The organism is Nocardiopsis terrae (assembly GCF_014651695.1).
GTDB classification, from domain to species: Bacteria; Actinomycetota; Actinomycetes; order Streptosporangiales; family Streptosporangiaceae; genus Nocardiopsis; species Nocardiopsis terrae.
Window position 1 is genome coordinate 698,641 of sequence record NZ_BMXJ01000001.1, and the last position, 25,271, is coordinate 723,911.

General features: G+C 72.5%; 19 protein-coding genes. 8 read left to right on the top strand and 11 right to left on the bottom strand.

Annotation, left to right across the window (positions count from 1 at the left end):
• Window positions 1–14 precede the first annotated feature (14 nt).
• The 5 genes from IE195_RS03205 to eccD form a co-directional block, all read right to left on the bottom strand.
• Window positions 15–446 carry a hypothetical protein gene (locus IE195_RS03205; protein WP_191267832.1) on the bottom strand — a complete coding sequence of 144 codons (432 nt, stop codon included), beginning with the start codon at window positions 444–446 and terminating at the stop codon, window positions 15–17.
• A 108-nt stretch (window positions 447–554) separates the two neighbouring features.
• Window positions 555–857 carry a WXG100 family type VII secretion target gene (locus tag IE195_RS03210; protein WP_191267833.1) on the bottom strand — a complete coding sequence of 101 codons (303 nt, stop codon included), beginning with the start codon at window positions 855–857 and terminating at the stop codon, window positions 555–557.
• A gap of 55 nt (window positions 858–912) precedes the next feature.
• Entirely contained in the window at window positions 913–1,245 is a 333-nt protein-coding gene (locus IE195_RS03215) for a WXG100 family type VII secretion target (RefSeq protein WP_191267834.1), read from the bottom strand.
• Between the two features lie 24 nt (window positions 1,246–1,269).
• Entirely contained in the window at window positions 1,270–2,718 is a 1,449-nt protein-coding gene (eccB, locus tag IE195_RS03220) for a type VII secretion protein EccB (RefSeq protein WP_191267835.1), read from the bottom strand.
• 25 nt (window positions 2,719–2,743) lie between these two features.
• A complete protein-coding gene (gene eccD, locus IE195_RS03225; RefSeq protein WP_191267836.1) occupies window positions 2,744–4,141 on the bottom strand; it encodes a type VII secretion integral membrane protein EccD in 1,398 nt (465 codons plus the stop codon).
• Between the two features lie 358 nt (window positions 4,142–4,499).
• On the opposite strand from eccD, the gene eccCa reads away from it, so the two are divergent.
• Complete coding sequence (eccCa, locus tag IE195_RS03230) at window positions 4,500–8,447, top strand: type VII secretion protein EccCa (RefSeq protein ID WP_191268064.1); 3,948 nt, start codon at window positions 4,500–4,502, stop codon at window positions 8,445–8,447.
• Between the two features lie 117 nt (window positions 8,448–8,564).
• The gene (locus IE195_RS03235) at window positions 8,565–9,737 is read left to right on the top strand and encodes a S8 family serine peptidase (RefSeq protein WP_191267837.1); all 1,173 of its coding nucleotides are present in this window, start codon (window positions 8,565–8,567) and stop codon (window positions 9,735–9,737) included.
• 94 nt (window positions 9,738–9,831) lie between these two features.
• On the opposite strand, the gene IE195_RS03240 is transcribed toward IE195_RS03235, so the two are convergent.
• The 3 genes from IE195_RS03240 to IE195_RS03250 all read right to left on the bottom strand — a co-directional run bounded on the left by IE195_RS03240 (window position 9,832) and on the right by IE195_RS03250 (window position 14,531).
• Window positions 9,832–11,802 (bottom strand): M3 family metallopeptidase, encoded by a 1,971-nt coding sequence (locus tag IE195_RS03240; RefSeq protein WP_191268065.1) that lies wholly within the window; start codon window positions 11,800–11,802, stop codon window positions 9,832–9,834.
• A gap of 100 nt (window positions 11,803–11,902) precedes the next feature.
• Complete coding sequence (locus tag IE195_RS03245) at window positions 11,903–13,441, bottom strand: type 1 periplasmic-binding domain-containing protein (protein ID WP_191267838.1); 1,539 nt, start codon at window positions 13,439–13,441, stop codon at window positions 11,903–11,905.
• Window positions 13,442–13,961: 520 nt separating this feature from the next.
• Window positions 13,962–14,531, bottom strand: coding sequence for a GNAT family N-acetyltransferase (locus IE195_RS03250; protein ID WP_229826063.1), 570 nt, complete (start codon window positions 14,529–14,531; stop codon window positions 13,962–13,964).
• 155 nt (window positions 14,532–14,686) lie between these two features.
• Here IE195_RS03250 and IE195_RS03255 point away from each other — a divergent pair, with 155 nt between their 5' ends.
• From IE195_RS03255 to IE195_RS03270, 4 genes are all read left to right on the top strand, one after another.
• Window positions 14,687–15,256: a DNA-3-methyladenine glycosylase I gene (locus IE195_RS03255; protein WP_191267839.1), complete on the top strand. Its 570-nt coding sequence runs from the start codon at window positions 14,687–14,689 to the stop codon at window positions 15,254–15,256.
• 139 nt (window positions 15,257–15,395) lie between these two features.
• Window positions 15,396–16,439, top strand: a complete 1,044-nt coding sequence (locus IE195_RS03260) for an ATP-binding cassette domain-containing protein (protein ID WP_191267840.1) — start codon at window positions 15,396–15,398, stop codon at window positions 16,437–16,439.
• Window positions 16,436–17,293 carry an ABC transporter permease gene (locus IE195_RS03265; RefSeq protein WP_225942579.1) on the top strand — a complete coding sequence of 286 codons (858 nt, stop codon included), beginning with the start codon at window positions 16,436–16,438 and terminating at the stop codon, window positions 17,291–17,293. Before IE195_RS03260 ends, IE195_RS03265 begins: the two co-directional genes overlap by 4 nt.
• A gap of 74 nt (window positions 17,294–17,367) precedes the next feature.
• A complete protein-coding gene (locus tag IE195_RS03270; protein ID WP_191267841.1) occupies window positions 17,368–18,147 on the top strand; it encodes a TetR/AcrR family transcriptional regulator in 780 nt (259 codons plus the stop codon).
• A 192-nt stretch (window positions 18,148–18,339) separates the two neighbouring features.
• Here IE195_RS03270 and eda read toward each other — a convergent pair whose 3' ends face one another.
• The 3 genes from eda to zwf form a co-directional block, all read right to left on the bottom strand.
• Window positions 18,340–18,978, bottom strand: coding sequence for a bifunctional 4-hydroxy-2-oxoglutarate aldolase/2-dehydro-3-deoxy-phosphogluconate aldolase (gene eda, locus IE195_RS03275; RefSeq protein ID WP_191267842.1), 639 nt, complete (start codon window positions 18,976–18,978; stop codon window positions 18,340–18,342).
• 77 nt (window positions 18,979–19,055) lie between these two features.
• The gene (gene edd / locus IE195_RS03280; protein WP_191267843.1) at window positions 19,056–20,906 is read right to left on the bottom strand and encodes a phosphogluconate dehydratase; all 1,851 of its coding nucleotides are present in this window, start codon (window positions 20,904–20,906) and stop codon (window positions 19,056–19,058) included.
• Entirely contained in the window at window positions 20,903–22,381 is a 1,479-nt protein-coding gene (gene zwf, locus IE195_RS03285; RefSeq protein WP_191267844.1) for a glucose-6-phosphate dehydrogenase, read from the bottom strand. Before zwf ends, edd begins: the two co-directional genes overlap by 4 nt.
• Before the next feature lie 206 nt (window positions 22,382–22,587).
• Here zwf and IE195_RS03290 point away from each other — a divergent pair, with 206 nt between their 5' ends.
• Both IE195_RS03290 and IE195_RS03295 read left to right on the top strand, forming a co-directional pair.
• A complete protein-coding gene (locus IE195_RS03290) occupies window positions 22,588–23,775 on the top strand; it encodes an ROK family transcriptional regulator (RefSeq protein ID WP_191267845.1) in 1,188 nt (395 codons plus the stop codon).
• A 353-nt stretch (window positions 23,776–24,128) separates the two neighbouring features.
• Window positions 24,129–24,818, top strand: coding sequence for a hypothetical protein (locus IE195_RS03295; protein ID WP_191267846.1), 690 nt, complete (start codon window positions 24,129–24,131; stop codon window positions 24,816–24,818).
• The last annotated feature ends 453 nt before the right edge of the window (window positions 24,819–25,271 follow it).

A 25,271-nucleotide genomic window follows, 5' to 3' on the forward strand; every position in this document is an offset into this window, starting at 1 on the left:
CCGGCCGGGGCGGCTCAGGACGACTCGGAGGTCTCTTCGGTGGGGTCGCCGGTTCCGTTGAATCCACCGGAACTCAGGGGCGCGCCGCCGGACACGATCTGGTTGACGCGGGCTGCGTCCAGTTCGGCGTCGGACTCCAGCTCGTCGAAGTGCATCTCGCTGTCACGGATGCCGACGGACATCCCGACCAGGCGTTCCTCCAGGTCGGTGATCATGGTGGTGAACTGTGTGAGCACGGTCGCGACCTCCTTGGAGACCTCGCCGGCGGCAGACATGAGGTCGCTGTTGCCGAAGGGCACGTTGACACCGGAGGCGGTCCCGTCTCCTTCGTAGTGCTGTGACGCGCGGGTCTTCATCGCCGACACCTTCTCGCGCAGCGGCTCGACCTCGCCCGTGCGCAGAGTGCGGAGGTAGTCCAGAGTGACCTTGGTCCTGTCCTCTGACACGTGTCGTCCTCTCCTGTGCTGTCCTGCAACTCGTCAGGCCGCGGCGCGGCGTTCCCGGTGGCCGCGGCGCGGGTTTGTCGGAGCCGCGCCGCGGCCGTCGGGGGAAGGTCAGCGCCGGGCCTGCCAGTTGCCGGCTTCCTGGAGGTCGCCGCGGCGGTAGCGGTCGGTGATGTCGCCCAGGGAGACCTGTGCGTGGCCCAGCAGCGCGCGCATGTCCGCCACGTTGCGGCGCCAGGCGGCGAGCCGCTCGTCGTACTGCTCGGAGGCCTCACCGATCCAGTCGGCCTTGACCACCCGGACCTTGGCGTCCAGTTCGTCGATCGCCGCCGCGATCACATCGGTCTGCTTGCGCAGGTCCAGGCCCGCGTCGTCGGCCCCGCTGTAGGTGATCTCGAATCCGTCGATACTCATGGCGCCGGTTCCTCTCGGTGGTGCGCCTCCGGTCCCGGAGGCGGTCGGGGTCGGGTCAGCGGGCGGCGACGTCGCCCTGGTTCGGGTTGAGCTGGGTGATCCAGTTCGCGGACAGCATGTTCTCGTCTTCCATCTGGTGGAAGTTGCGCTCGGTTCCGCCGAGGATGCCGATCATGTCGTTCATGTCGTTGGTGATCAGACGCAGCTCCTCGAGCCACTTGACCAGGGCGGTGTCGTACTGGGTGGCGGCGCCGCCCCGCCAGTTGCCGCCGAGCAGGTCCCGCACGGCGTCGACCGTGGTGTAGACGCCGTTGCACGTGGTGTGGGCTGTCTCCATGGCCTCGCGACCGGTGCGCATGGCCTGGTCGGTACTGCGCATCATCGACATGGGAGTCTCCTGTTCTGTTGCGCGTCAGTGGGAAAGGCACCGGGGTTCTCCCGGTTCCGCGAGCGCGCCGACGGGTTCCGCGGCGGCCTGCGGGGTCAGGTCGGGTCCGGTGGGCAGCAGGTCCAGCAGGGCGGTGGTGACGGTGGCCGCCCCGCCGGGCGCGTAGCCGAGCCGCTCCGCGGCCCCGGCGTCGGGCACCGGGTACTTGGCTCCGGTGTCGGTGACCAGGAAGTAGGCACCGCGGAGTGCGGTTCCGCCCGCCGGGGACGCCCTGACCAGACCGCCCTCTCCGACCGGGATGTCGATGAGGTCGGGGGCGGTGCAGGCGGCCGTGCTGCCGACGGGAGGGCGTGCGGCACGGCCGCCGATCTCGGCGGGGGCGGTGAGCGAGAGCGTCGGCGTCCCCTCCCCCCGGTGGACGGTGCACAGCGCCGCGCCCTGCGGGTCGGTCAGGGGAGGCGGTGTGGCGGGCAGTCCGCCGGTGACCGGCTCCTCATCCGACAGGTGCTCGCGCACCTGGGAGGCGGCGAGTTCGACCGGTGCGGCCTCGTCGCCCCCGTAGGCGTCCTCCGCGGTGAGCGGATGCCCCAGCAGCAGCCGGGCGCGGGTGGTGTCGGTGGGGGTGAGGCCGCCCCGGGTGAGCACGTAGAACTGCGCGGGGCTGCCTTCGGCGGCCGGGACGGTGAAGACCTGGCCCACCCGGGTGTCCGCGCCGCCGATGCGCGGCCCGGCCCCACCGCGTCCGTCGATGTCGGGCGAGGCGAGCTCGGGCCCGGCCGGCAGTCCGTCCAGCAGGGCGGCCGAGACGGGGTGGGGGGCCGTGGTGCCGTATCCCAGGGACTCCAGGGCGCCGTGCTCCTCGTCGACGGCCAGGCGGCTGCCGTTCCACAGCAGGTGGCTCCCCCCGTCGGAGCCGCGGACCAGGACGGCGCCGTCCTCCCCGACCGGGGTTCCCGTGGGCGACCGGCCCAGGGCGAGCGAGGTCAGGGTCTCGGCTCCCCCACCGGCGTCGACGGTGGTGGCGCACACCTGCCAGGTGAGGGGGCCCTCCGCGTCGGTGGCGGGCAAACCGTCGGGGGCCCCGGCTATGCCCAGCGGGGCCCCTACCGGGGTGCCCTCGAGCGAGTCGGCGGCGACCTGGACCGGTTCTCCCGCCTCCGCCAGCAGCAGGGCCGAGGCCTGGTTGGCCACCGGCCAGAGGACACCGTCGGAGAAGACGTACCGGCCGGCGCCGCCCTTGACGGCGACGACCGTCCCCTCGTTGCGCCAGGTGGTGGCTCCGCCGGGGAAGATCAGGCCGAAGACGAGGAATCCGACGCACAGCAGTGCCGCGAGGACGAGTCCGATGAAGGAGCCGTTGCGGGTGCGCCGCAGGGGCGCCTCAGCGGCGTCGGGGTCGGCGGCGGACACGGCCGTGGAAAGCCTGCGCACCATGAACGAGTGCGCCTGAACCTGGTCGCGACGGGTCTGCATCAGCTCGCCCGCCTTCCGATGCGCCTCATCCGCCGATCCCCCTCAGCAGCGCCAGCAGCCCGAGGTTCGCGGGGACCAGGCACACCAGGACGATCGCGGCGAGGCTCTGGACCAGTTCCCCGGCCCGCCCCCAGTGCGGGACGGGACGGGTGCCCGGCACGGACCAGGCCGCCAGGAGCAGCACGAGCGCCGCGACCAGGAGCAGGCCGAACAGGACCATGCGGGCCGTGTCGCCGCCGAGGAGCCCGCCCCCGACCGCCAGGGCCACCGGCCCGTAGACGCCGGGCCCCAGCAGGAAAACCCGGTGCCAGACACCGCTGAGCCCGCGCGCCTGGAGCAGCAGGACCACCGATACGCACACGCCGGCCGAGGAGGACGGCCAGCCGGGGTAGGCGGCCAGGACGGTCAGCGCGACCGCGCACACCGCTCCGGCCACGGCCAGCAGGGCAGCGAGGTAGTGGTCCGCGCGGCGGGTGCGCGTACGCACCTCGCGGGCCGCGTGGGGGTCGATGTACTCGCCGAGCTGTGCGGCTCCGGCCGGCAGCGGGGGCAGGCGCATCCCCGCCATCCGGAAGGCCAGGGCGGGGGCGGGGGAACAGAGCAGCAGCGCCAGGGCGGCGGCCGCGGCGGCCGCTCCCTGCGGCGGGGCGTTGTCCCAGAACATGAGCAGGGCGCCCGCCGCGGCGGTGAACAGGGACGTGCCGATGACGGCCGCGAAGAAGGGCAGGCAGGCCGCCACCGCGGCGATCGCCAGGACCGCCGCGCCGGTCGCGGTCGAGGCGGCGGAGAGCATCCGTGCCCCGGTGAGGGCGGTGCCGGGGTCGCCGTCCGGCAGTGTGGCGCCCGCGAACGCCATGAACAGCACGGCGGCACCGCAGGTGACGGCGCCGGCGACGGGGGCGTCGAAGGCGCGGGCGGCGGCACCCGCGGCGAGCAGGAGGAGCAGGCCCGTCGCGGCGGCGGTGGCACCGGCGATCCAGACGGGGCCGAGCATCGTCAGCAGGCCCAGGGCACCGGCGAAGCCCACCGCCGCGGTGGCGGTCAGCGCTCGCCGGGAGACGGCCGGGCCCCACGCGTCGGAGCGGTCGGCCAGTGAGTCGGCCACCCCGTCGACGAGGTCGTCGAAGTGGATCTCCGGCATCTGGTTGGAGCGCTCCCGCAGGTGGAGGGTCTCGCCGTCGGTCAGACCGAGCGTCTCGACCGTCTCGCCCTCGTCCAGCGGCGGTGACCCCAGCCGTTGGAGCACCCATCCGCCGTGCTCGAGCCCGCTCTCGTCCAGGTCCTCGTTCTCGTTCTCGGCGTAGAGCACGAACGTGGGCAGCAACTCGGCCAGCGGCAGGTCGCACGGGACCGCGATCTCGAAGACGGCGTTGGGCGCGCGCACGACCAGGCGGCACAGGTCGGCGGTGACGGCGTCCGGCATCGGCCCTCCTCACTGGACGACGGTGGCTGGGTCGGAATGCGGGGTGTGATAAAGACACCCCGGGAAGGGACGAGGTCAGGGTTCGCCATTCCTTGCCAGAACGCCCGAAGGCGGGACGGCGCACCCGATCGCGAAATGCTGGGCTAGAGTAGCACCACTTCCGAAATGCCGGTCATGACGCTTTGGAAAACTCTGCCCCGGGGTTACCGGTGCTCATTTGAGCGCGCCGCACCCGCCGCCGGAAACCGAATCCGACTCCAGACACCCGCCCAATTGAGCCCTCGGAATTCACCAGGGCCGATCCGCCCTGCGCCCCTGCCGCACCCACCGGACCAGGGGAAAGAGAAGGGAAACGCTGATCAGCACGATCCTCATCCGCAGGCCGGCCCGCCGACCCGGCCCCGAGCCGCCCGAGGGCGAGCTCTCCCTGCAGGAGCCCCCGGTCCTCCCCGAGCACGAGAACAGCATCTCGGGCGTGTTCATGTACCTGCCGATGGCGCTGAGCTCGCTCGCGATGGTGATGATGTTCATCCGGCCGGGCGGGGGCGCCCTGGGCACGGCGATGCCCTTCATCGCCGGCGGGATGATGCTGGTCGGGGCGGTGGCCATGGTCGGCGGACAGTTCCTGCGCACCCGGATCGAGCGCAGCCAGCGGCTTTCCGGGGACCGCCGGGACTACCTGCGCTACCTCGGCCAGATGCGCGGCCGGGTGCGGGGGATCGTGGCCGCCCAACGCGAGGCTCGCGCTTGGAACGGGCCCGACCCCGCCGCGCTGTGGTCGCTGGTGCGCACGAGCAGGCTCTGGGAGCGCCGCGGTGGGCACGACGACTTCGCCGAGGTCCGCATCGCGCTGGGCGAGCAGCCGCTCCAGACCCGCATCGCTCCCCTGTCGACCAAACCGGTGGAGGACCTGGAGCCGCTGTGCGCGCACGCGCTGCGCCGTTTCATCAACGCCTACGCCACCGTCGAAGACCTGCCGGTCTCACTTTATCTACGGGGGTTCGCCCATCTGGGCCTGCGCGGAGACGCCGAATCCAGCCGTGCGATTGTGCGCGCGCTCGTGGGGCAGATCACAGTTTTTCACGCTCCAGATGAATTGCGCCTGGCAGCCTGCGTGAACGATCAGCGAATACCCGACTGGGAATGGATGAAATGGCTCCCGCATTGCCTGCACCCGACCGAGCGGGACGGCGCCGGCCCCCTGCGGCTCATCACTTCGGACGCCATGGAGCTCGAACGGCTCGTCGGGCCGGAGCTGGCCGACCGGCCGCCCTTCGATCCGCAGGCGGCACCCGGTCGTGACGAACCCTTCACGGTCATCATCGTCGACGGCGGAGCCGTGCCACAAGGGTCGAGATTACTCAGCGGAGGCTTTCGAAACGCGATCGTGATCGAGGTGGGCGCCGAACGGGCCTGGGACGGCGCCCCGCACACACTGGCCCTGCGGGTCACACCGGATTCGCTGGAGATGAGCGAGCTGGACCGGTCCGGGCGGGAGACGTTCTCCCCCCTCGGCCGTCCGGACGCGCTGGACCTGCCCCGTGCCCGTTCCCTGGCCCGCATGCTGGCGCCCTACCGGGTCAGCGTCGCCGCCGACGTGGTGGAGCCGTTGACCACGGACTTCGACCTCACCACCCTGCTGGGCATCCCGAACCTGCACACCTGGGACGCCGCCCGCGAGTGGGAGCGCGAGCGCCCGGAGAGCCGGCTGCGGGTGCCCATCGGTATCGCGGCCTCGGGTGCTCCGCTGGAGCTGGACCTCAAGGAGTCGGCACTGGGCGGGATGGGGCCGCACGGGATGCTGATCGGCGCCACCGGATCGGGCAAGAGCGAACTGCTCCGCACGCTCGTGCTGTCCCTGGCGCTCACCCACTCGTCCGAGACGCTCAACTTCGTGCTGGTGGACTTCAAGGGCGGCGCCACGTTCATCGGCCTGGACCGGCTGAGCCACACCTCGGCGCTGATCACCAACCTGGCCGACGAAACGGCCCTGGTGGAACGCATGCGGGACGCCCTGCACGGCGAGCTCGTGCGCCGCCAGGAGCTCCTGCGTTCGGCGGGCAACTTCAGCTCGGTGCACGAGTACGAGAAGGGACGCAGGAGCGACCCGGCCATGGAGCCCATGCCCACGCTGCTGGTGGTCGTGGACGAGTTCAGCGAGCTGCTCGCCGCCCACCGCGACTTCATGGACCTGTTCGTCATGATCGGGCGGCTGGGCCGGAGCCTGGGCGTGCACCTGCTGCTGGCGTCCCAACGGCTGGACGAGGGCCGTATGCACCAGCTGGAGAGCCACCTGTCCTACCGGATCGCGCTGCGCACGTTCTCGGCGATGGAGAGCCGGGGCGTGCTCGGGGTGGCCGACGCCCACCAGCTCCCCCCGGCGCCCGGATCGGGCTACCTCAAGTCCGACACCGAGGAGCTGGTGCGGTTCAAGGCCGCCTACGTGTCGGGCCCCTACCGCGCCAAGCGCCGCGCCGCACGGGCGTCGACCGCCGCACGCGAGATCGCCCCCTTCCTCACCGGATACGTCGCCGGTCCTCCCGCACCCGCGGTGGAGCCCGAACCGGAACCGGAGGAGGGATCGGACGCGACCCTCCTGGAGACAGCTCTGGAGGCGGTGCGCGACGTCGGACCGCCCGGCCGACAGGTGTGGCTGCCCCCGCTGGGCGATCCCCCCACGGTCGCGGAGCTGCTCCGGGCGAACGGGGCTGGGGCACTGCCCGCCTGGGGTGCCGAACCTGTCCTGTCCGTACCGGTGGGCCTGGTGGACCGCCCCTTCGAGCAACTGCGCACACCGCTGACCGCCGACCTGCGCGGCGCCGGCGGGCACACCGCGGTCATCGGCGGACCGCAGAGCGGCAAGAGCACCCTCCTGGTCTCACTGATCACGGCGCTCGCACTCACCAACACGCCCGAACAGGTGCAGTTCTACATACTGGACTTCGGCGGCGGCACGCTGCGCGGTGTCGCGGACCTGCCCCACGTGGGCGGTATCTGCGGCCGGATCGACACCGAGCGCATCGTCCGCACCATCGCGGAGATGACGGCGCTGCTGAGCCGACGCGAGCAGTTCTTCGCCGAACAGGGCATCGACTCGATCGGCGCCTACCGGCGCCGGCGGTCCGCCGGGGAGTTCCCCGAGCAGCCCTACGGGGACGTCTTCCTGGTCATCGACGGCTGGGCCACGGTGCGCTCGGACATGCTCGACCTCATCCCCGACATCGTGCAGATCGCGCAGCGCGGCCTCAACTACGGCATCCACCTGGTCGTGGCCTCGCCGCGCTGGGCCGACGTGCAGTCGAGCCTGCGCGACCTGCTGGTCACCCGGTTCGAGCTCCGCCTGGGGGACGCGGTGGACTCGGCGATCAACATGCGCCAGGCCGAGAAGGTCCCCAGGATCCCCGGGCGCGGTCTGACCTCCGAGCTCAAACACTTCCTGGCCGCCCTGCCGCAGGTGGCGGAGGGAGCCGAGGCGTCGGTGGCGGGCGTCGTGGAGGCCGTCACCCGGGAGTGGACGGGCCCGTCGGCCCCACCGGTGCGGATGCTGCCCCTGTCGCTGCCGGCCGCGGACCTCCCGCCGACCGAGGAAGGACCGCGGATCGCACTGGGGCTGGAGGAGCGGCGCCTGGAACCGCTGTGGCACGACTTCTCGGTCCTGCCGCACCTGCTGGTCGTCGGCGACGACGAGAGCGGCAAGACCAACCTGCTGCGGCTGGTCACCCGCACCATCCGGGAGCGCTACAGCGCCACCGAGGCGCGCGTGGTCGTCGTGGACCCGCGGCGCGGCCTGTTCAACGCGATCCCCGAGGAGCAGCGGCTCGGCTACGCGGTGACCGGGGAGAGCGCCCGCGAGATGATGCAGGCCGCGGCACAGGCGCTCAAACCCCGGCTGCCCGGGCCGGAGGTCACCCCGGAGCAGTTGCGCGAGCGCTCGTGGTGGAACGGGCCCGAACTGTTCGTGGTCATCGACGACTACGACCTGCTGAGCTCGGGGGGCGGCGGCGGTCCGCTGACACCGCTGATGGACATGCTGCCCCAGGGCGCCGACATCGGGTTGCACCTGATCCTGGCGCGTGGGGCGGGGGGCTTCAGCCGCGCCATGGGCGAACCGGCCCTGCGGATGCTCATCGACGCCAACACCCCCAGCATGGTGCTGTCCTGCCCGCCCTCGGAGGGTGTGCTGTTCGGATCGCTGCGCCCGCAGCGGCTGCCTCCGGGGCGGGCGCTGCGCTTCGACCGCCGCGACCCGGTGAAGGTGCAGTTGGCGCTCGATCCCGAGACGGAGGAGGCCGCCGCCCGGGGCTGAGGGCTGTGCGCGTACGGGGGCGCCCCGCACGTGTGAGGAGGCAGGCACCGGCCGCCCTGCCGGAGGCAGAGCGGTTCGGGCGGTCGGCGGTACCGGTGGACAGGAGCGGGAGGCCCGGTGGCGAACGGAACGAAACGGAACCGGATACGGGTCGGGGCCGGGGTGTGCGCGACGGCCGCGCTGCTCCTGGTCGCTGGAACGCCCGCGGCGGCGCAGGACGAGGTCGCGCCCGCGCTGCCCCGGGTCGCGCCCGCGCTCTCCGGGGACACGTGTACCGGCCCCTCCGAGGAGGTGGTCGACCAGGAGGTGTGGACCGAGTACGCCCTCGGGCTCCCTCGGGCGCGGTCCACCTCCTCCGGGGCGGGGACGACCGTGGCCATCGTGGGCACGGGCGTGGACGACTCCTCCGCCGCCCTGGCGGGGGCGGTGGACGGGGCGGGCGAGGACTGCACCGGGTTCGGGACCTTCCTGGCCGGTGTCGTCGCCGCGCGCCCGCAGCCGGGCAGCGCTCTGGTGGGGGTGGCGCCCGAGGCCCGGGTGTCGTCGGTGCCCGTCACCGACGACCGCGGTCTCACCGACGCCGACGCGGTGGCCGAGGGCATCACCGAGGCCGTCGGCGACGGCGCCGACATCGTCCTGGTGGCTGTCGCCATCCCGTTGGGGAGCCCCGAACTGGACGCCGCCGTGGACACCGCCACCGAGGCGGACGTACTGGTGGTGGCCCCCTCCACGGCGGTCGTGCGGGGCGACGTCCACGCCGCCGTCCCGGCCACCCGCACCGAGGTGCTCGGGGTCGTCGCGACCGGCACCGACGGCTCCCCGCTGAACGCCGTGCCCGCCTCCGGGGAGGAGGGCCGCTTCTCGGCGCCCGACCTCGCCGCCCCGGGGCAGGCCGTGCTGGGCCCGGCGCCCGGCGGGGACGGCCACGCGGTCGCCGAGGGTGACGCGGTAGCCGCGGCCTTCGTCGCCGGTGCGGCGGCACTGGTCCGGTCCCACCACCCCGAACTCGACGCCGCGCGGACGGCCGAGCGCCTCACGGTGTCGGCGTACCCGGACGCCGGTGCGGGGCTCGGCGCCGGGGCCCTCGACCCGGTGGGTGCTCTGACCCGGACCCTCGGGCCGGTTTCCTCGGGTGAGGGCCCCGGAACGGAGTCCTTCGCGCTGGACCTGCCCGCGGAACCGACCCGGGGCCGCGTCCTGGCCGTGCTCGGGGGCACCGTTCTGCTCGTGGCGGTCTGCGGTGTGGGAGCCGCGGCCGTCCGACGCCGCAGGGGCACGACCCCGGCCTGAGTCCTTCCGCCGAGGAGCCCCGGCAGGGGCCGGGGCGTGCGGGCGGATCGGGCCGCCCGCGCGGCCGGGCCGGTGGCCCGGCCGGGCAGTCGGCCTAGTTCAGGCCCTTGCGGGCCAGCAGGGGCTCCATGCCGGGCTCGCGGCCCAGGAAGTCGGTGACCGCCCCCATCGGGTCGACGCTGCCGCCCAGGGACAGCACCCTCTCCCGGAAGCGGTCGCCGCCCGCGCGGGTCAGTCCGCCGTTCTCCTTGAACCACTCGACGCTCTCGGCGTCCAGGACCTCGCTCCACACGTAGGAGTAGTAGCCCGCGCTGTAGCCGTCGTCGGAGAAGATGTGCTGGAAGTACGTGCTCCGGTAGCGGGGACGCACCAGCGGGTGCAGGGCGCCCGCGGCCTCCAGGGCCCTGGCCTCGAAGGAGGCCGGGTCCTCGACGGTCTCGCCGGGCGCCAGGCGGTGCCACGCCCAGTCGAGCAGCGCGGCGGCGAGGTACTCGAAGGTGGCGAAACCCTGGTTGAACCGGCTGGCCGCGGTCAGCCGACGCACGAGTTCGTCGGGCACCGGCTCACCGGTCTCGTGGTGCCTGGCGTAGTGGGACAGCACCTCCGGCCACAGCGCCCACATCTCGTTGACCTGCGAGGGGAACTCGACGAAGTCGCGCGGCACGCTCGTGCCCTCGACCCTGGGGAAGCGCACCGCCGACAGCAGCCCGTGCAGGGCGTGGCCGAACTCGTGGAAGGCCGTCTCGACCTCGTCGAAGGTGAGCAGGGCGGGTCCGGAGACGGGCTTGGTGATGTTCAGGTTGTTCACCACGACCGGCCGCTCGTCCAGGAGGAGGGACTGGTCGACCAGGTTGTGCATCCACGCGCCGCCGCGCTTGGTCGGACGGGCGTAGGGGTCCAGCAGGAACAGGCCCAGCGCGGAACCGTCCCCGTCGAGGACCTCCCAGGTGCGCATGTCGGGGTGGTACCCCGCCAGGTCGGGGCGCTCGGTGAAGGTGACGCCGTAGAGCAGGGTCGCCGCGTGGAAGACGCCGTCCTCGATCACCCGGCCGAGTTCGAAGTAGGGGCGCAGGACACTCTCGTCGAAGTCGTACCGGGCCTTGCGCACCTGCTCGGTGTAGTACGGCCAGTCCCACGGTTCGATGTCGTGCCCGGCGTACTCGGCCAGCACCCGGGCCTCCTTCTCGACGTTGCGCCGTGCCGGGCCGACGAGCTGTCCGAGCCGCTCCTCGACCGCCTCGACGGTTCCGGCGGTCTGGTCGGCCACCTTGTACGCCGCGTGGTCGGGGTATCCCAGCAGCCGGGCCCGCTCGGCGCGCAGCTCGGCCGTGCGGGCGGCGATCTCCAGGTTCTCCGGGGCGCGCCCGACGCTCAGCGTGTACAGGCGCTCCCGGGTGGCACGGTCGGTGAGCTGGGCCAAGGCGGGTTGCACGGTGGTGTTCAGCAGCGGGAGGACGTACTCCCCGTCCTTCTCGATCGCGCTGAGCTGCGCCTCGTCCAAACCGTCGAGGTCGGCGGCGTCGGTGGTGACCAGGGAGGCCTCACCGGTCGCCCGGACGACGTTGGCGGAGAACTCCGTACCGAGCTCGGCGAGCCGGGTGTTGAGCTCGCGCAGTCGCTCCTGCTCCCGGTCTCCGAGGCCGGCCCCGGCCTTGACGAAGTCGAGGCGGTACCGCTCCAGCAGCCAGGCCTCCTGCGGGTCGTCGGTGGTGACCTGCTGGATGCGGGCCCACAGGTCCCGGTTCAGGGATACGGCGTCCGCGTGCTGCGAGGCGCGGGGGGCGATCTCCCGCTCGATCTCCCGGATGCCCTCGGTGGCGTCGGACCCGGCGAGGGTGTGCAGGACGGTCTCCACCCGCTTCAGGGTCGCACCGGAGCGCTCCAGTGCCGCGATGGTGTTGTCGAAGGTCGCGGGCTCCGGGTTGGCGACGATCGCGTCGACCTCGGCGAGGTGCTCGGCGACCCCCTGCTCGAAGGCGGGCAGGAAGTGCTCCTCGCGGATCGCCGCGAAGTCGGGCAGCCGGTAGGGGAGTTCGCTGGGTGACAGGAACGGGTTGGCGGTCAAGGGGTGGTGCTCCTCGTTCTTCGGGGCCGGGGCGCTGGTCACGGCCTGGGCGCTCGTGCCGTTCTACCGTGCCGACCGCTCGCTGTCACCCGGGTTCGGCTCACCCGTCCCCGACGACGTGCGGGTCGGGCAGCGGCTCCTCCGCGTCGGCCATGGGCAGCTCCACGATGGGGACGTAGCGTCCGGTCGCCTCCCCGGCGCCCTCCGGGCTGTAGGTGAGCGTTCCGCCGCCGGCGCGGACGTCGTGTGCGGAGTTGAGCAGCATCAGCCTGGCCCGTACCTCGGCGGGGGTCGGGGTGCTCCCCTCGGCCCCCAGCCCGTTGGTCATCCGTACCGCGTGGGCGGCGACCGCCACGGCGTCGTGGGTGACCAGCGCGTAGCCGTTGCTGAGCCCGTCGACGCGCGCGGCCGGGGCGTACTCCAGGTAGGCGTCGCGGAAGTCCGGGTAGCCGGGCGGAACCGCGTCCGAGGCGGGGTCGGCGGTCTCCCACCGGGTGTCGGTCCCGGAGGCGTACACCAGGGAGATGTCGTTCTCGGCCAGGAGCGCCATGGTTTCCTCGTCGCCGAGGACGCTCAGGCCGGTGGCGACGAACAGGATGCGCAGCGGACGGGACCCGCCGCACCTGTTCGAGGCCAGGGCGGCCAGGAACTCGTCGAGGTCGGGGGAGCGTCCGGCGAACAGGATCGTGTCGACCCCGGCGCCGCAGACGTTCTGGGTCACGTCGTGGAACAGTCCGCTGACCGGGGCGTCGCCGACGGTGGTGCCGTCGTACTGCTGGGTGGAGCCGTCGATGTGGTCGTGGAGCTGCTCCTGGTAGGCCTCGTACAGCGTGGAGACGAACAGGTCCGGTTCGGTCCGGTCGTGCACGATGAGCGCCCGGACCGGTTCGGAGAGCCCGTCGAGGTAGGCGTCGAGCGCCCTGACGTACTCGGTGTTGCTGGGGAGCACCCGGATCACGCCGGGCAGGGCCGGCTCCCCCTCGGCCCCGGCGTCGTCCAGCCCTCCGGGGCCGTGCGCCAGGCCGTCCGCGGTGAGCGCCGAGGAGACCATCGGGATGTTGTTCTCGTTCAGCCGCGCCGCGGCCTCGCGGGTGCTCTGGATGCTCACACCCATGCCGGTCACGGCCACCAGCGGGCGGTCCTCGTCCCGCGACATGGCCACGAGCTCGTCCACGACCGGCTCCCACTGGCGCTGCTGGCTACCGATGTTGGCCAGGACCAGCTGGATCTGCGGGGTCGGGTCCGCGAAGTCACGGGTGTGGTTGGCGCGCATGACGGCGGTGTAGGCGCCCTCCAGGGAGCGGCGCATCCGCTCGGGGTCCATCGGGCTGACCCGGTCGAAGGTCAGGATGCCGAGGAACGCGATCCGGACCACGGGGGTGCTGTCGGAGAGGGCGTCGACGCGCTCGTTCTCCTGCCTGATGAGTTCCTGGACGTCGGTGAAGTCCTCGTGGAAGACGTGGGAGCCGTCGGTGACGCCGACGCACTGGCCGCCGGTCTCCCGGACCCCGTTGCCGGGACCGCCGCAGGTGAACCGGTCCCACAGGGCCACGGTGGTGACGACGAGGGCGACGGCGAGTGCGGCCGCCGATCCCAGCAGCAGGGCTCGTTTCCAGTCCTTACCACCCGTGTCCGCCATCCGTGGTCACCTCTCCCTCTGCGGTCCGCTTCCCCCTGCGGCTCCTCCGGTCCGCCCTCCGGCGGGGCTTCCGGAGTCCGTCCGCTGGACGGTCAAGGACCCATGATGCGCGTTTTTCCTCGATGTATGAGTGGCTCCGCCTTTCGTAACGCAGGCGTTATAAGAACTCCCTCACTTTTCGCACTAAAAATCACCGGAATCACTTCTGATACCTCAAGTCGGCTTCGGGACCTGAGGCCTGAACCACGCCCCCCACACTGTTCCCCCGCTCCCCTACCTCTCGGACGGAACCGTCCGATTCCCGGCCCGCACCCCATCCGAAGACCCTCTCGGGGCTCTGGTCACATGGGGTGCGACAGCTCACACGAAGGTGTCAGTTGCCCGGTCCCGCGGGCGTCCCCGACCCTTGGGGAACCCGGCCCCGGGGGACCCGGCCGCTCCCCCGCGCGGGCAGTCGCCCCGCACTCCGCATCCGGTTTCGGTGACCCACCGGAGCACTCGCCCGTGGCCCTCCGGAGGGCTAACCGGACCGCGGGGGTGAGGGGCGTTCGTGGACGTGTTCCAGGCCGTCGATGTCGTCCCACTGCTCGCCGACCCGCTCGAAGCCGAAACCTGCGATGGTCGCCAGGGAGGCGGCGTTGTCCGGTCGGATCGAGGCCCGCACCGTGGCGACCTCCGGGGAGGCGTCGGCCCTGCGGAGCAGCTCGACCAGGGTCGCCCGCGCGTAGCCGCGGCGGCGCACCTCGGGCACGACGGAGTACCCGATCTCCACCATCCGGCGCTCGTCCGGGGGACCGTGGAAACCGGCGTGGCCGACCGCCCGGCCGTCGTCGGCGTCCACGACCACGTACGCGAGCCAGCCCGCCCGACTGGGCACGGCCCGGAGCTGGCCGAGGCGGTACCGGCTCAGCCAGCGCATCTCCTCACTCGCGAAGTGCTCCCCGAGGTCGGTGCCGAGCAGCGCGCCCGCGGTCTCCGTGTCCCCCTTCGCCAGGGCGGCGAGCACGGGTTCGACCATCTCCACCAGCCGTATCCGGGGCGTGCTGGTGCGTCGCGGTCCGAATGGTGGGTCCGTGTCCGTGTCCGTCACCGTTCCATCCTTCCCCCCGCGGGCACCCGGTACAACGTGTTTCCGCCCGCCTCGCGTCCCTGACCGGGCTCCCGTCCGTCCGGCGGCCCGCGGACCGTCGGAGCCGTCCGGGACGATGGACGCAGCCGTCCGTACCGCCTCTTCGGGGAGCACCTGTGACCGACACCGACGACCGCCGCTGCGCCTGGGCGCGGAACGCGTCCGAACTGATGACCGCCTACCACGACACCGAGTGGGGGCGCGTCTCGCACGAGGACGGGTACCTGTTCGAGATGCTCGTCCTGGAGGGCGCCCAGGCCGGCCTGTCCTGGTCCACGGTGCTGAACAAACGCGAGAACTACCGCCGCGCGATGGACGGTTTCGACTACGGGCGGATCGCCGCCTACGGGCAGGCGGAGACGGATCGGCTGCTCGCCGACCCCGGGATCGTCCGCAACCGCCTCAAGGTCGCCTCCGCGGTACGCAACGCCCGGGCCTTCCTGGCGGTGCGCGAGGAGTTCGGGAGCTTCGACGCCTACCTGTGGGGATGGGTGCCGGGCCCGGTCGTCGGCCACTGGACCTCGGCCGGGCAGGTCCCGGTGACCACCGACCTGTCGGACCGGCTGAGCAAGGACCTCAGGAAGCGGGGGTTCAACTTCGTGGGGAGCACGATCGTCTACTCCTACCTCCAGGCCACCGGCCTGGTCGAGGACCACCTGGAGGACTGTCCCGCCAAGCCCGGGTAGGCCCGCCCGAAGCCCCTCCCGACCCGCCCCGGAAAGAGGGCACCAGAAAACTTTACGCCCTAAGGAATTATTTTCCCGGACTCCCGCGTTCCCTTGTCCGTACGCCGTACTGTACGAGGTACGAACGAGGAGGGACCCCATGGCACCAGCACCGGCGCGCACAGCGCCAGCCGTCAGCGCACGCGGGATCGGCAGGAGGTTCAAGGACAGGTGGGCCCTGCGAGGGTTCGACCTGGAGGTCGGCCGGGGCACCGTCCACGGCCTGCTCGGGCCCAACGGCGCCGGGAAGTCCACGGCGGTCCGCGTGCTCACCACCCTGCTCCGCCCGCACGAGGGCACCGCGGAGGTCGCCGGGTACGACGTGGCCGCGCAGGGCGCCCGGGTCCGCCACCGGATCGGGCTGGTCGGCCAGAACGCCGCCGTGGACGAGGTCCTCAGCGGCCGCCAGAACCTGGAGCTCTTCGGCCGCCTCCACCACCTGGGCGGCCGGGCGGCCGCCCGCCGGGCCGCCGAACTCCTGGATCGCTTCGGCCTGTCCGACACCGGGAAACGTCCGGTCGGCACCTACTCGGGCGGGATGCGCCGCAGGCTCGACCTGGCCGCCGGGATGATCCTCGACCCGCCCGTGGTGTTCCTCGACGAACCCACCACGGGCCTCGACCCGCGCGGCCGCGACGAGGTCTGGTCCGCCGTGCGCGGTCTGGTCGGCGGGGGCACGTCCGTCCTGCTCACCACCCAGTACCTGGAGGAGGCCGACCGGCTGGCCGACCGGATCTCGGTGGTCGACACCGGGCACGTGATCGCGGAGGGCACGCCCGCCGAGCTCAAGTCGAGGATCGGCGGGGACCGGATCGACGTGGTCCTGCACGATGAGCACGCCCTGGCGGGGGCCGCCGCACTGGTGGAGGAGGCCACCGGGCACTCCGTGCGCACCGCCCCGGAGGAGCGGCGGATCAGCGCCGAGGTGGACGACCGCGCGGCCTCCCTGACCCGGGCCGTGCGCGCCCTGGACGAGGGCGGGGTGGCCGTGGCGGACGTGGTCCTGCGCGGCCCCAGCCTGGACGAGGTCTTCCTGCACCTGACCGGCCCCCGCGCGGGTACCGGTTCTCCCGCTGCCGCCCGGGTGACCGGCGGCACCGCCGCACCCGAGCAGCAGGACACCCGCCAGGAGGCCCGGCGATGAACCGCACCGCCCCGCGCCCCGCCGCGCCCGCCGTCCCTGCCCCCGCGCCGCCGAGCGGCCCCCTGCACCGCCTGGCCTGGGCCGCCGCCGACGGCTGGACCGTGGCCCGGCGCGACGTCACGCACTGGCTGCGCCAGCCGTGGGAGCCGCTCTTCGGGCTGCTCTTCCCGGTCCTCATGGTGCTGATGTTCGTGTACCTGCTCGGCGGCGCCATGTCGGTACCGGGCGGCGGGGACTACACCGAGTACCTCATGCCCGGCATGTTCGCGATGGTCATGGTGTTCGGCCTCGGGGAGACCGTCACCGCCGTGGCCGCCGACTCCGCCCGCGGGGTCACCGACCGGTTCCGCTCGATGCCGATGTCCGCCTCCGCCGTGGTCGTCGGCCGCTGTCTGGCGGACATGCTCCGCTCCGCGGCCGCCCTGGTGGTCCTGATCGGGTTCGGGTCGCTCGTGGGCTGGCAGTGGCACGGGAGCGCGGGGGCGGCCCTGGCCGGGTTCGGGCTGCTGCTCCTGCTGCGCTTCGCCCTGGTGTGGATCGGCGTCTACGTGGGCCTGGTCATGCGCGGCCAGGGCGGCATCGCCGTCATCCAGACCCTGGAGTTCCCGATCGGCTTCCTTTCCAACGCCTTCGTGGCCACCGCGACCATGCCGGTCTGGCTGGGCGCGGTCGCCGACTGGAACCCGATGTCGTCCACCGTGGCCGCCGTACGCGGGCTGTTCGGCAACCCGGCGGCGGCCGGGGACGGCTGGGTCGCGCAGAACGCCCTCCTGATGGCGGTGGTCTGGCCGCTGCTGCTGGTCGCGGTGTTCGCACCGCTGTGCGTGCACCGGTACCGCAACCTCGACGGCTGATCCGGCCCGGGCCGTGCCCCCGCCCGGCGTACACTGGCCCGTACGCCCTACGGAACCAGTACCAGGACGGACCGATGTCCCCGCAGCACAGCAAGAGTGGCGACCCCGCGCGCAGCCTGGCCCTGCTGTGGCGCACCCAGGAGCCCGCGAGCCGCCGCCGGGGCAGGCCGGGGCTGAACGTCGACCGGATCGTGGCGGCCGCCACCGCCCTGGCCGACGCCGAGGGGCTGGCCGCGCTCTCGATGCGCAGGGTCGCGGAGGCCCTGGACGTGGGCACGATGTCGCTCTACACCTACGTGCCGGGCAAGGGCGAGCTCATCGACCTGATGGTGGACACCGCCTACGCCGACCTGGACACGCAGGAGCGCTCCGGCGCCTGGCGGGACCGGCTCCGCCGGATCGCGCACGCCAACCGGAAGCTGTACATCCGCCACCCGTGGATGCTCCAGACCGTCACCGTGCGCCTGCTCGGCCCGAACGTGATCGCCAAGTACGACCACGAGCTCTCCGCGGTGGACGGGCTCGGCCTGAGCGAGGTCGAGATGGACTCCACGGTCAACCTGGTCAACGGTTACGTGGAGAGCTCCGCCCGGCAGACCCTGGGCTCCGAGCAGGTAGCCCGGGAGTCCGGCATGGACGACGAGCAGTGGTGGCGGACCCACGACCCGCTGCTGGCCGCGCTGGTCGACGGCTCCCGGTACCCGACGGCCTCCCGGGTGGGTACCGCCGTCGGCCGGGCGCACCAGGCGGTCCACGCCCCGGAGCACGAGTTCTCCTTCGGTCTGGAGCGGGTCCTGGACGGCGTGCAGGTCCTGGTGGACGCCCGTTCCGCACCGGCTGCGGGTTCCTCCTGACCGTCGGCCGCCAGGGGCCCGCTCCCCGATCCGCCGCCTCTGCTGTTCCGCGGCCCCGGGCGATCCGCGCCCGCCACTCGTCGTCGACCGCGGCGTCCCACGGGTGGACGAGCATGACGGAACCCTCCCGGATGGACATGCAGACTATTGCATGCCTTCACAGGAGGGTTCCAGGGTTCCACGGGCTCCGGATCAGGAGCCCAGTGCGGCCGCCTCCCGGGCGAGCTCGGTGACCGTGTCCCAGCGTCCCCCGGCGACCAGGTCCGCGGGTGTCAGCCAGCTACCGCCCACGCAGCCGACGTTCGGCAGGGCGAGGTAGTCCGGGGCGGTCCGGGCGGTGATGCCGCCGGTGGGGCAGAAGCGGAGCTGCGGCAGCGGCCCGTTGAGGGACTTCAGGAACGCCGCCCCGCCGGAGGCCTCCGCGGGGAAGAACTTGAGCTCGGTCAGGCCCAGTTCCAGCAGGGCCATCGCCTCGGACACCGAAGCCACCCCGGGCAGGGCGGGCAGGCCGGTGTCGGCCATCGCCCGGGCCAGGTTCGGGGTGCACCCGGGGCTGACCAGGAACCGGGCCCCGGCCCTGGCCGCGGCCGCGGCCTGCTCGCCGTTGACGACGGTGCCCGCGCCCACCACGGCCTCGGGCACCTCCTCGGCGACGCGCTCGATCGCGGAGAGGGCCGCCGGGGTCCTCAGGGTCACCTCGATGCCGGGCAGGCCGCCCGCCACCAGGGCGCGGGCCAGCGGGACCGCGTGCTCGACCTCCTCGACCACCACCACGGGCATCACCGGGGCGAGGGCGAGGACGTCCGCACCGGAGCGGGGGAACGTCGTCATGGCTGTCTCCAAGGGGTCTCGGGTCAAAGGGGCGGGGCGTACGGACGCCTCGCGGTCGGGATCACGGACGAAGGGACTCAGTGGCCGAAGACCCCGGCCCCGGTCTCGGCCGGTCCGACCGCTCCGCGCAGGGCTGCGAACAGTTCGCGGCCGGTACCGGTGGAGGAGTCCACCGTGGGCCGGGCGTCCTCGCGGCCCTCCAGGTCGGCCAGGACCTCCAGTGTCCCCTGGACCGCGTCCAGCCTGATGACGTCGCCGTCCCGGACCCGGGCGAGCGGTCCGCCCGCCTCCGCCTCGGGGGAGACGTGGATGGCCGCGGGCACCTTGCCGGAAGCACCGGACATGCGGCCGTCGGTGACCAGCGCGACCTTCTGGCCCCGGTCCTGGAGGACGGCCAGCGGCGGGGTGAGCTTGTGCAGTTCGGGCATGCCGTTGGCGCGCGGGCCCTGGAAGCGCACGACCGCGACGAAGTCGCCGTCGAGCTCGTCGGCGGTGAAGGCCGCCTGGAGCTCGGCCTGGTCGGCGAACACCCTGGCGGGGGCCTCGACGACGTGCCGCTCGGGTGCCACCGCGGACACCTTGATCACGGCGCGGCCGAGGTTGCCCGCGAGCATACGCAGCCCGCCGTCGGGGGCGAAGGGGTCCTCGACCCCGCGCAGCACCGTCTTGTCCGAGCTCTCCACGGGACCGTCCACCCAGGTCAGCGCCCCGTCCTCGGCGAGCTGGGGCACCTGCCGGTAGCGGTTCAGCCCCGGCCCGGCGACCGTCCGGACGTCCTCGTGCAGCAGCCCCGCGTCGAGCAGGGTACCGATGAGGAAGGCCATGCCGCCGACCTCGTGGAACCGGTTCACGTCGGCGGCGCCGTTGGGGTACATGCGGGTGAGCAGCGGCACGGCCTCCGACAGGTCGGCGAAGTCGTCCCAGGTCAGCTGGATCCCCGCCGCGTGGGCGATGGCGACCAGGTGGAGGGTGTGGTTGCTGGAGCCGCCGGTGGCCAGCAGGGCGACCACCGCGTTGACGACGGCCTTCTCGTCGATCTGCTCGCCGACCGGGGTGTGGTGGTCGGTCAGGGCGGTCAGCCCGAGCACCCGGCGCCCGGCCTCCGCGGTCAGAGCCTCCCGCAGCGGCGTGCCGGGCTGCTCGAAGCTGGCCCCGGGCAGGTGCAGGCCCATGACCTCCATGAGCATCTGGTTGGAGTTGGCGGTGCCGTAGAACGTGCAGGTACCGGGCGAGTGGTAGGAGGCGGACTCGGCCTGGAGGAGCTCCTTGCGGTCCACCTTGCCCTCGGCGAACTGCTGGCGGACCCGCGCCTTCTCCTTGTTGGGCAGACCGGAGTGCATCGGCCCGGCCGGCACGAACGCCACCGGGAGGTGGCCGAAGGACAGGGCCCCGATGAGCAGGCCCGGCACGATCTTGTCGCACACGCCGAGCATGAGCGCGCCGTCGAACATGTCGTGGGACAGGGCCACGGCGGAGGCCATCGCGATGACGTCCCGGCTGAACAGGGACAGCTCCATGCCCGCGCGGCCCTGGGTGATGCCGTCGCACATGGCGGGCACCCCGCCGGCGAACTGGGCGACGCCGCCCGCCTCGGAGACCGCCTTCTTGATCAGGGCCGGGTAGGTCTCCAGCGGCTGGTGGGCGGAGAGCATGTCGTTGTAGGCGGAGACGATCGCCAGGTTGGGGGTGACGTCGCCGGCCAGGGAGAGCTTGTCGCCGACCCCGCAGGCGGCGAACCCGTGCGCGAGGTTGGCGCAGCCCAGGGAGGTACGGGCCGGGCCCTGGGCGACGGCCTCGCGGATGCGGTCAAGGTAGGCGGAACGGGTCCGGGCGCTGCGTTCGGCCAGGCGCCGGGTGACCTCGGCGACGACCGGGTGGGTCTTCGCCCCTGCTCCCGGGGCGCTGGTGCTGGGGGTGTGCGCGGTCATGTCTGCTCCTCTTCGTGCCACATGCGACCGGTCCGGCTGATGAGCCGCTGTGCTCCTGCGGGGCCGGAGCTACCGGCGGGGTAGGTTTCGGGTGCGGTGCCGAGGCCGTTCCAGGCCTCGATGATGGGGTCCACCCACCGCCATGCGGCCTCGACCTCGTCGCGGCGCATGAAGAGGGTGGAGTCCCCGGCCAACACGTCCATCAGGAGCCGCTCGTAGGCCTCGGGCGAGCGGGTGGCGAAGGTGTCGGCGAAGCTGAGCTCCAGCGGAACCGGCCGCAGCCGCAGCGCGCCGGCGCCGGGCGTCTTGGTCAGCATGGTGAGGTGTATGCCCTCGTCCGGCTGGAGGCGGATGACGAGGCTGCCCGCTCCGGGCGCGGTGGCCGCACCGGGGAAGATCGTGTGCGGGACGTCGCGGAAGCGGATGACGATCTCGGAGCGGGCGTGCGACATGCGCTTGCCGGTGCGCAGGTAGAAGGGGACGCCCGCCCACCGCCAGTTGGCGACCTCGGCGCGCAGGGCCACGAAGGTCTCGGTGCCGCTGGTCGGAGGGCCGCCCGCCTCGTCCAGGTAGCCGAGCGCCTCGTCACCGTGGACGGTGCCGCGGGTGTACTGGCCGCGGACGGTGTGCTCGGCGACCGCTGACCCGGAGATGGGTCTCAGGGACTGGAGGACCTTGAGCTTCTCGTCCCGGACGGCGTCGCGGTCGTAGCTGGCGGGGGGCTCCATGGCGGTGAGGCAGAGCAGTTGGAGCAGGTGGTTCTGCACCATGTCGCGCATGGCGCCGGAGGAGTCGTAGTAGCCGCGCCGACCGCCCACCCCCACGGTCTCGGCCGCGGTGATCTGCACGTGGTCGATCCACCGGGAGCTCCACAGGGGTTCGAGGAAGACGTTGGCGAACCGCAGCACGAGCAGGTTCTGCACGGTCTCCTTCCCCAGGTAGTGGTCGATCCGGTAGGTGTGGGCCTCGTCGAAGACCGCCCCGACCTCGTCGTTGACGGCCTGGGCGGAGGCGAGGTCGCGGCCGAGGGGCTTCTCCATGACCACGCGGGAGTCCGGGGTGACCAGGCCGGCGTCGCGCAGGCCCCGGCAGATGGCGCCGGAGATCATCGGCGGCACGGCGAGGTAGAAGACGCGGTCGCGTCCGGGGGTGAGCGCGGCGGCGAGGTCCTCCCAGCCGGAGGGGTCCCCGCCGACGTCCACGGTCACGTGGGAGAGGCGTCCGCGGAAGCGGCGCAGGACCTCGGGTTCGACGACCTGGACGGCGCTGTGGCCGCGGACGGCGGAGGACGCCTTGTCACGCAGGTCGGCGTCGGTGAGACCGTCCCGGGAGACCGCGATGACGCGGGTGTCCCCGACCAGGTGGCCGTCGCGGTCCAGGAGGTAGAGGGAGGGGAGCAGTTTACGCATGGACAGGTCACCGGTTCCGCCGAAGACCACCAGGTCAGTGGGACGGGGGTCGGGCTGCTGCGGCATTCGGTTAGCTCCTGCGGGAGGGGAGATGAGCGACGAGGGCTCCGGGGGCGGGTGGGCCCGGGGCTCTGGGCTGTTGCCTGGGGGACTTACGGCCCGGTTTCGACCCTAATCGCACTATGGTAAAAAACCAAGCACACTTCAGAACATAAATTTACATAAGTGAACGGCCTTCGAGGCGCCCAGCCGAGTGAATGGTTCAATGAGGCATGGCCAGAACCCCCGGACGCTTGTCCTCCACCGCCACCAGCGGGCACATCCTGGAGATGATCCGCACCGGCGCCGCCGCCAGCCGGGCGGAGATCGCCCGCGCGACCGGCCTGTCCCGGCCCTCCGTGGCCCTGCGGGTCACCGAGCTGATCGAGAGCGGGCTGGTCACCGAGGGGACCCGGGCGGCCTCCAGCGGGGGACGGCCGCCCACGCTGCTGGAGTTCAACGCCTCGCACGGGCTGATCCTCACCGGGGCCCTCGGCATGGCCCGCAGCCAGGCCGCCGTGTGCGACCTCGACGGCCGGGTACTCGTGCGCGCCCCGGGCTCCCCCGAGATGGAGCAGGGGCCCGACGCCACCGTCCCCTGGCTGCTGGACACCTGGTCCGATCAGCTCCGCGAGCTGGGCCGCTCCCCCGACGACGTCCGCGGCGCCGGCATCGGCCTGCCGGGCACGGTGGAGTTCCACACCGGGCGGGCCGAGGACCGCCCCTTCCTGGGCAAGTGGGCGGGCGTGGCCCTGGCCCCGCTGGTCGCCGAGCGCTTCCCGGTCCCGGTGACGGTGGACAACGACGTGAACGTGATGGCGCTGGGAGAGCACATCGCGGGCGGTCACGGCCACACCGAGGACATGGTGTTCGTGAAGGTCTCCACCGGGATCGGCGCCGGGCTGGTCTCCGGCGGCAACCTGCTGCGCGGCGCCCTGGGCGCGGCCGGGGAGCTCGGCCACATCCCCGTGCGCGACGGGGGCGGCCTGCCGTGCCGCTGCGGTAACACCGACTGCCTGGAGGCGATTGCGGGCGGGCGCCGTCTGCTGGTCCGCGCGGCGGAGCAGGGCAGGCAGGTGTCGGGGCTCAAGGAGCTGGTGTCGTTGGCCGCGGAGGGCGACCCGGTCGCGGTCACCCTCGTACGCGGGGCCGGGCGGCGGTTGGGCGAGGCGCTCGCGGGCGCGGTCAACCTGCTCAACCCGGAGCTGATCGTGCTCGGCGGCGACCTGTCCGAAGCCTACGACCACCTGGTGGCGGGTGTACGCGAGGCGGTCTTCCAGCAGTGCACCGCCCTGGCCACCCGTCAGTTGCGGATCGTGTCGAGCACCCTGTGGGACGACGCCGGTGTGCGCGGCTGCGCGGCCGTGGTCAGCGAGGAGATCCTCTCGCCCGAGGCCGTGAACAAGTTCCTGGCCGGTTAGGGCCGACCGGAGACGCCCTCGGGCGGGGCCCGGTGAAGAGGGTCCGGCCCGGGTGGAACGGCCGGAAGGGGCTGCCCGGACAGGGGCACCGTCCACAGCCTGTGGGCAGGGACGTTTACCCGTCCCGGCTGCGGGCAAGCGGTAGACAGGGCGAAGTGTCGACAATGCCCCCGTCCGTACTGACCTGCGAAGGCGCCGTCCCCACGAGCGCCCGCCCCGTCGTGACCCTTGACAACGAGTACTGATCTGCCGAATAGTCACGCACCCGAGTACTGACCAGTACCCCCGCACATCCCCGTCACCCCGTGACCATGACCCGTGCGGCCCCCCGCCCGGAAAGGTCTCCCGTGGAAATGCTCACCAACGACGCCGCGCTCATCGTGCTCGGCGCCGCTATCAGCCTCGTCACCAGCGTGGTCGTGACCGCCGTGCACGCCCGGCAGATCCGCCGCTCCGAGCTGCGCACCGCCACCCGCACCTCCGCGCGCAACCTCACCAGCGCCTTCATCGCGGAGCGCGACGGCACCGCCGAGGGCACCGACTTCCTGAGTGAAGCGGAACTCACGGTCATGTCGATGACCGACCGCAAGGCCCGCGAGCGGCTCGGCCGCGTCGTCCGCCTGCTGCGCGAACACGAACTGCCCGAGGTCGAGCAGTTGAGCGGCGTCAGCTCCGCCGCCGCCAAGCGGGTCCTGTGCGACCACGCCCTGGACGTCCTCGGTGCCCACCTGCGCGCGGACCGCCTGCCCGAGGTGCCCGACGTGATGCGCAGGATGCTGAACGTGGAGGAGGAGGCCCTGAGCATCCACTCCGGCGAGGCGCCCAGGCCCAGCGCACCGATCGAGAAGAGCCCGGTCACCCCCCGCCCGCGGCACACCGGCACCGCGAAGACCGCCGGTGGCACCGGCAGTACCGGTGGCACCGCGCGCAAGACCGCCAAGACCGCCAAGACCGCCGCCAAACCGAGCGGGAAGAGCGGCGGGCACAGCACCACCGCCACCGAGGAGGAGCCCAAGAAGGAGAGCGCCTTCTGGGACGACTGATCCGAACAGAGGACGACAACGCATGATCTTTGCGTCGAACACCGTTTCACCGGAGGGAAACCGTGTTTCACCGGCGGGTCAGAGGTGATTCGCGCGGGAGCGGATGAGACAGTCGGACAGGAAAGCCTCAGGCGACTGCCCCCGGCGAAGGAATTGTGCGGCGCAATTGTGGTCAGGAACCGCGCGCGTGGACAACCCGAGCGCGCGCTCATCGGGAACTTCACCTAGGATCACTGCCACGCGCGGGTTCCGGTATTCTCAGCGCCCTCTGGCCGCTGCCGCTCCAGCTGTCCTCACGGATTCGCCATCCCCCCTCGGTGACTTTTCGGCCAGGATTCCGGTCTGCCCGCGCGCATCCCCCGCGCGACCTCCGCCCCTCTCGGACACGGACGCGTGACCCGCCAGGGTCGGTGTCCGGCCGTTGGCGCACCCAGCCGTCCGAACTCACCGAGA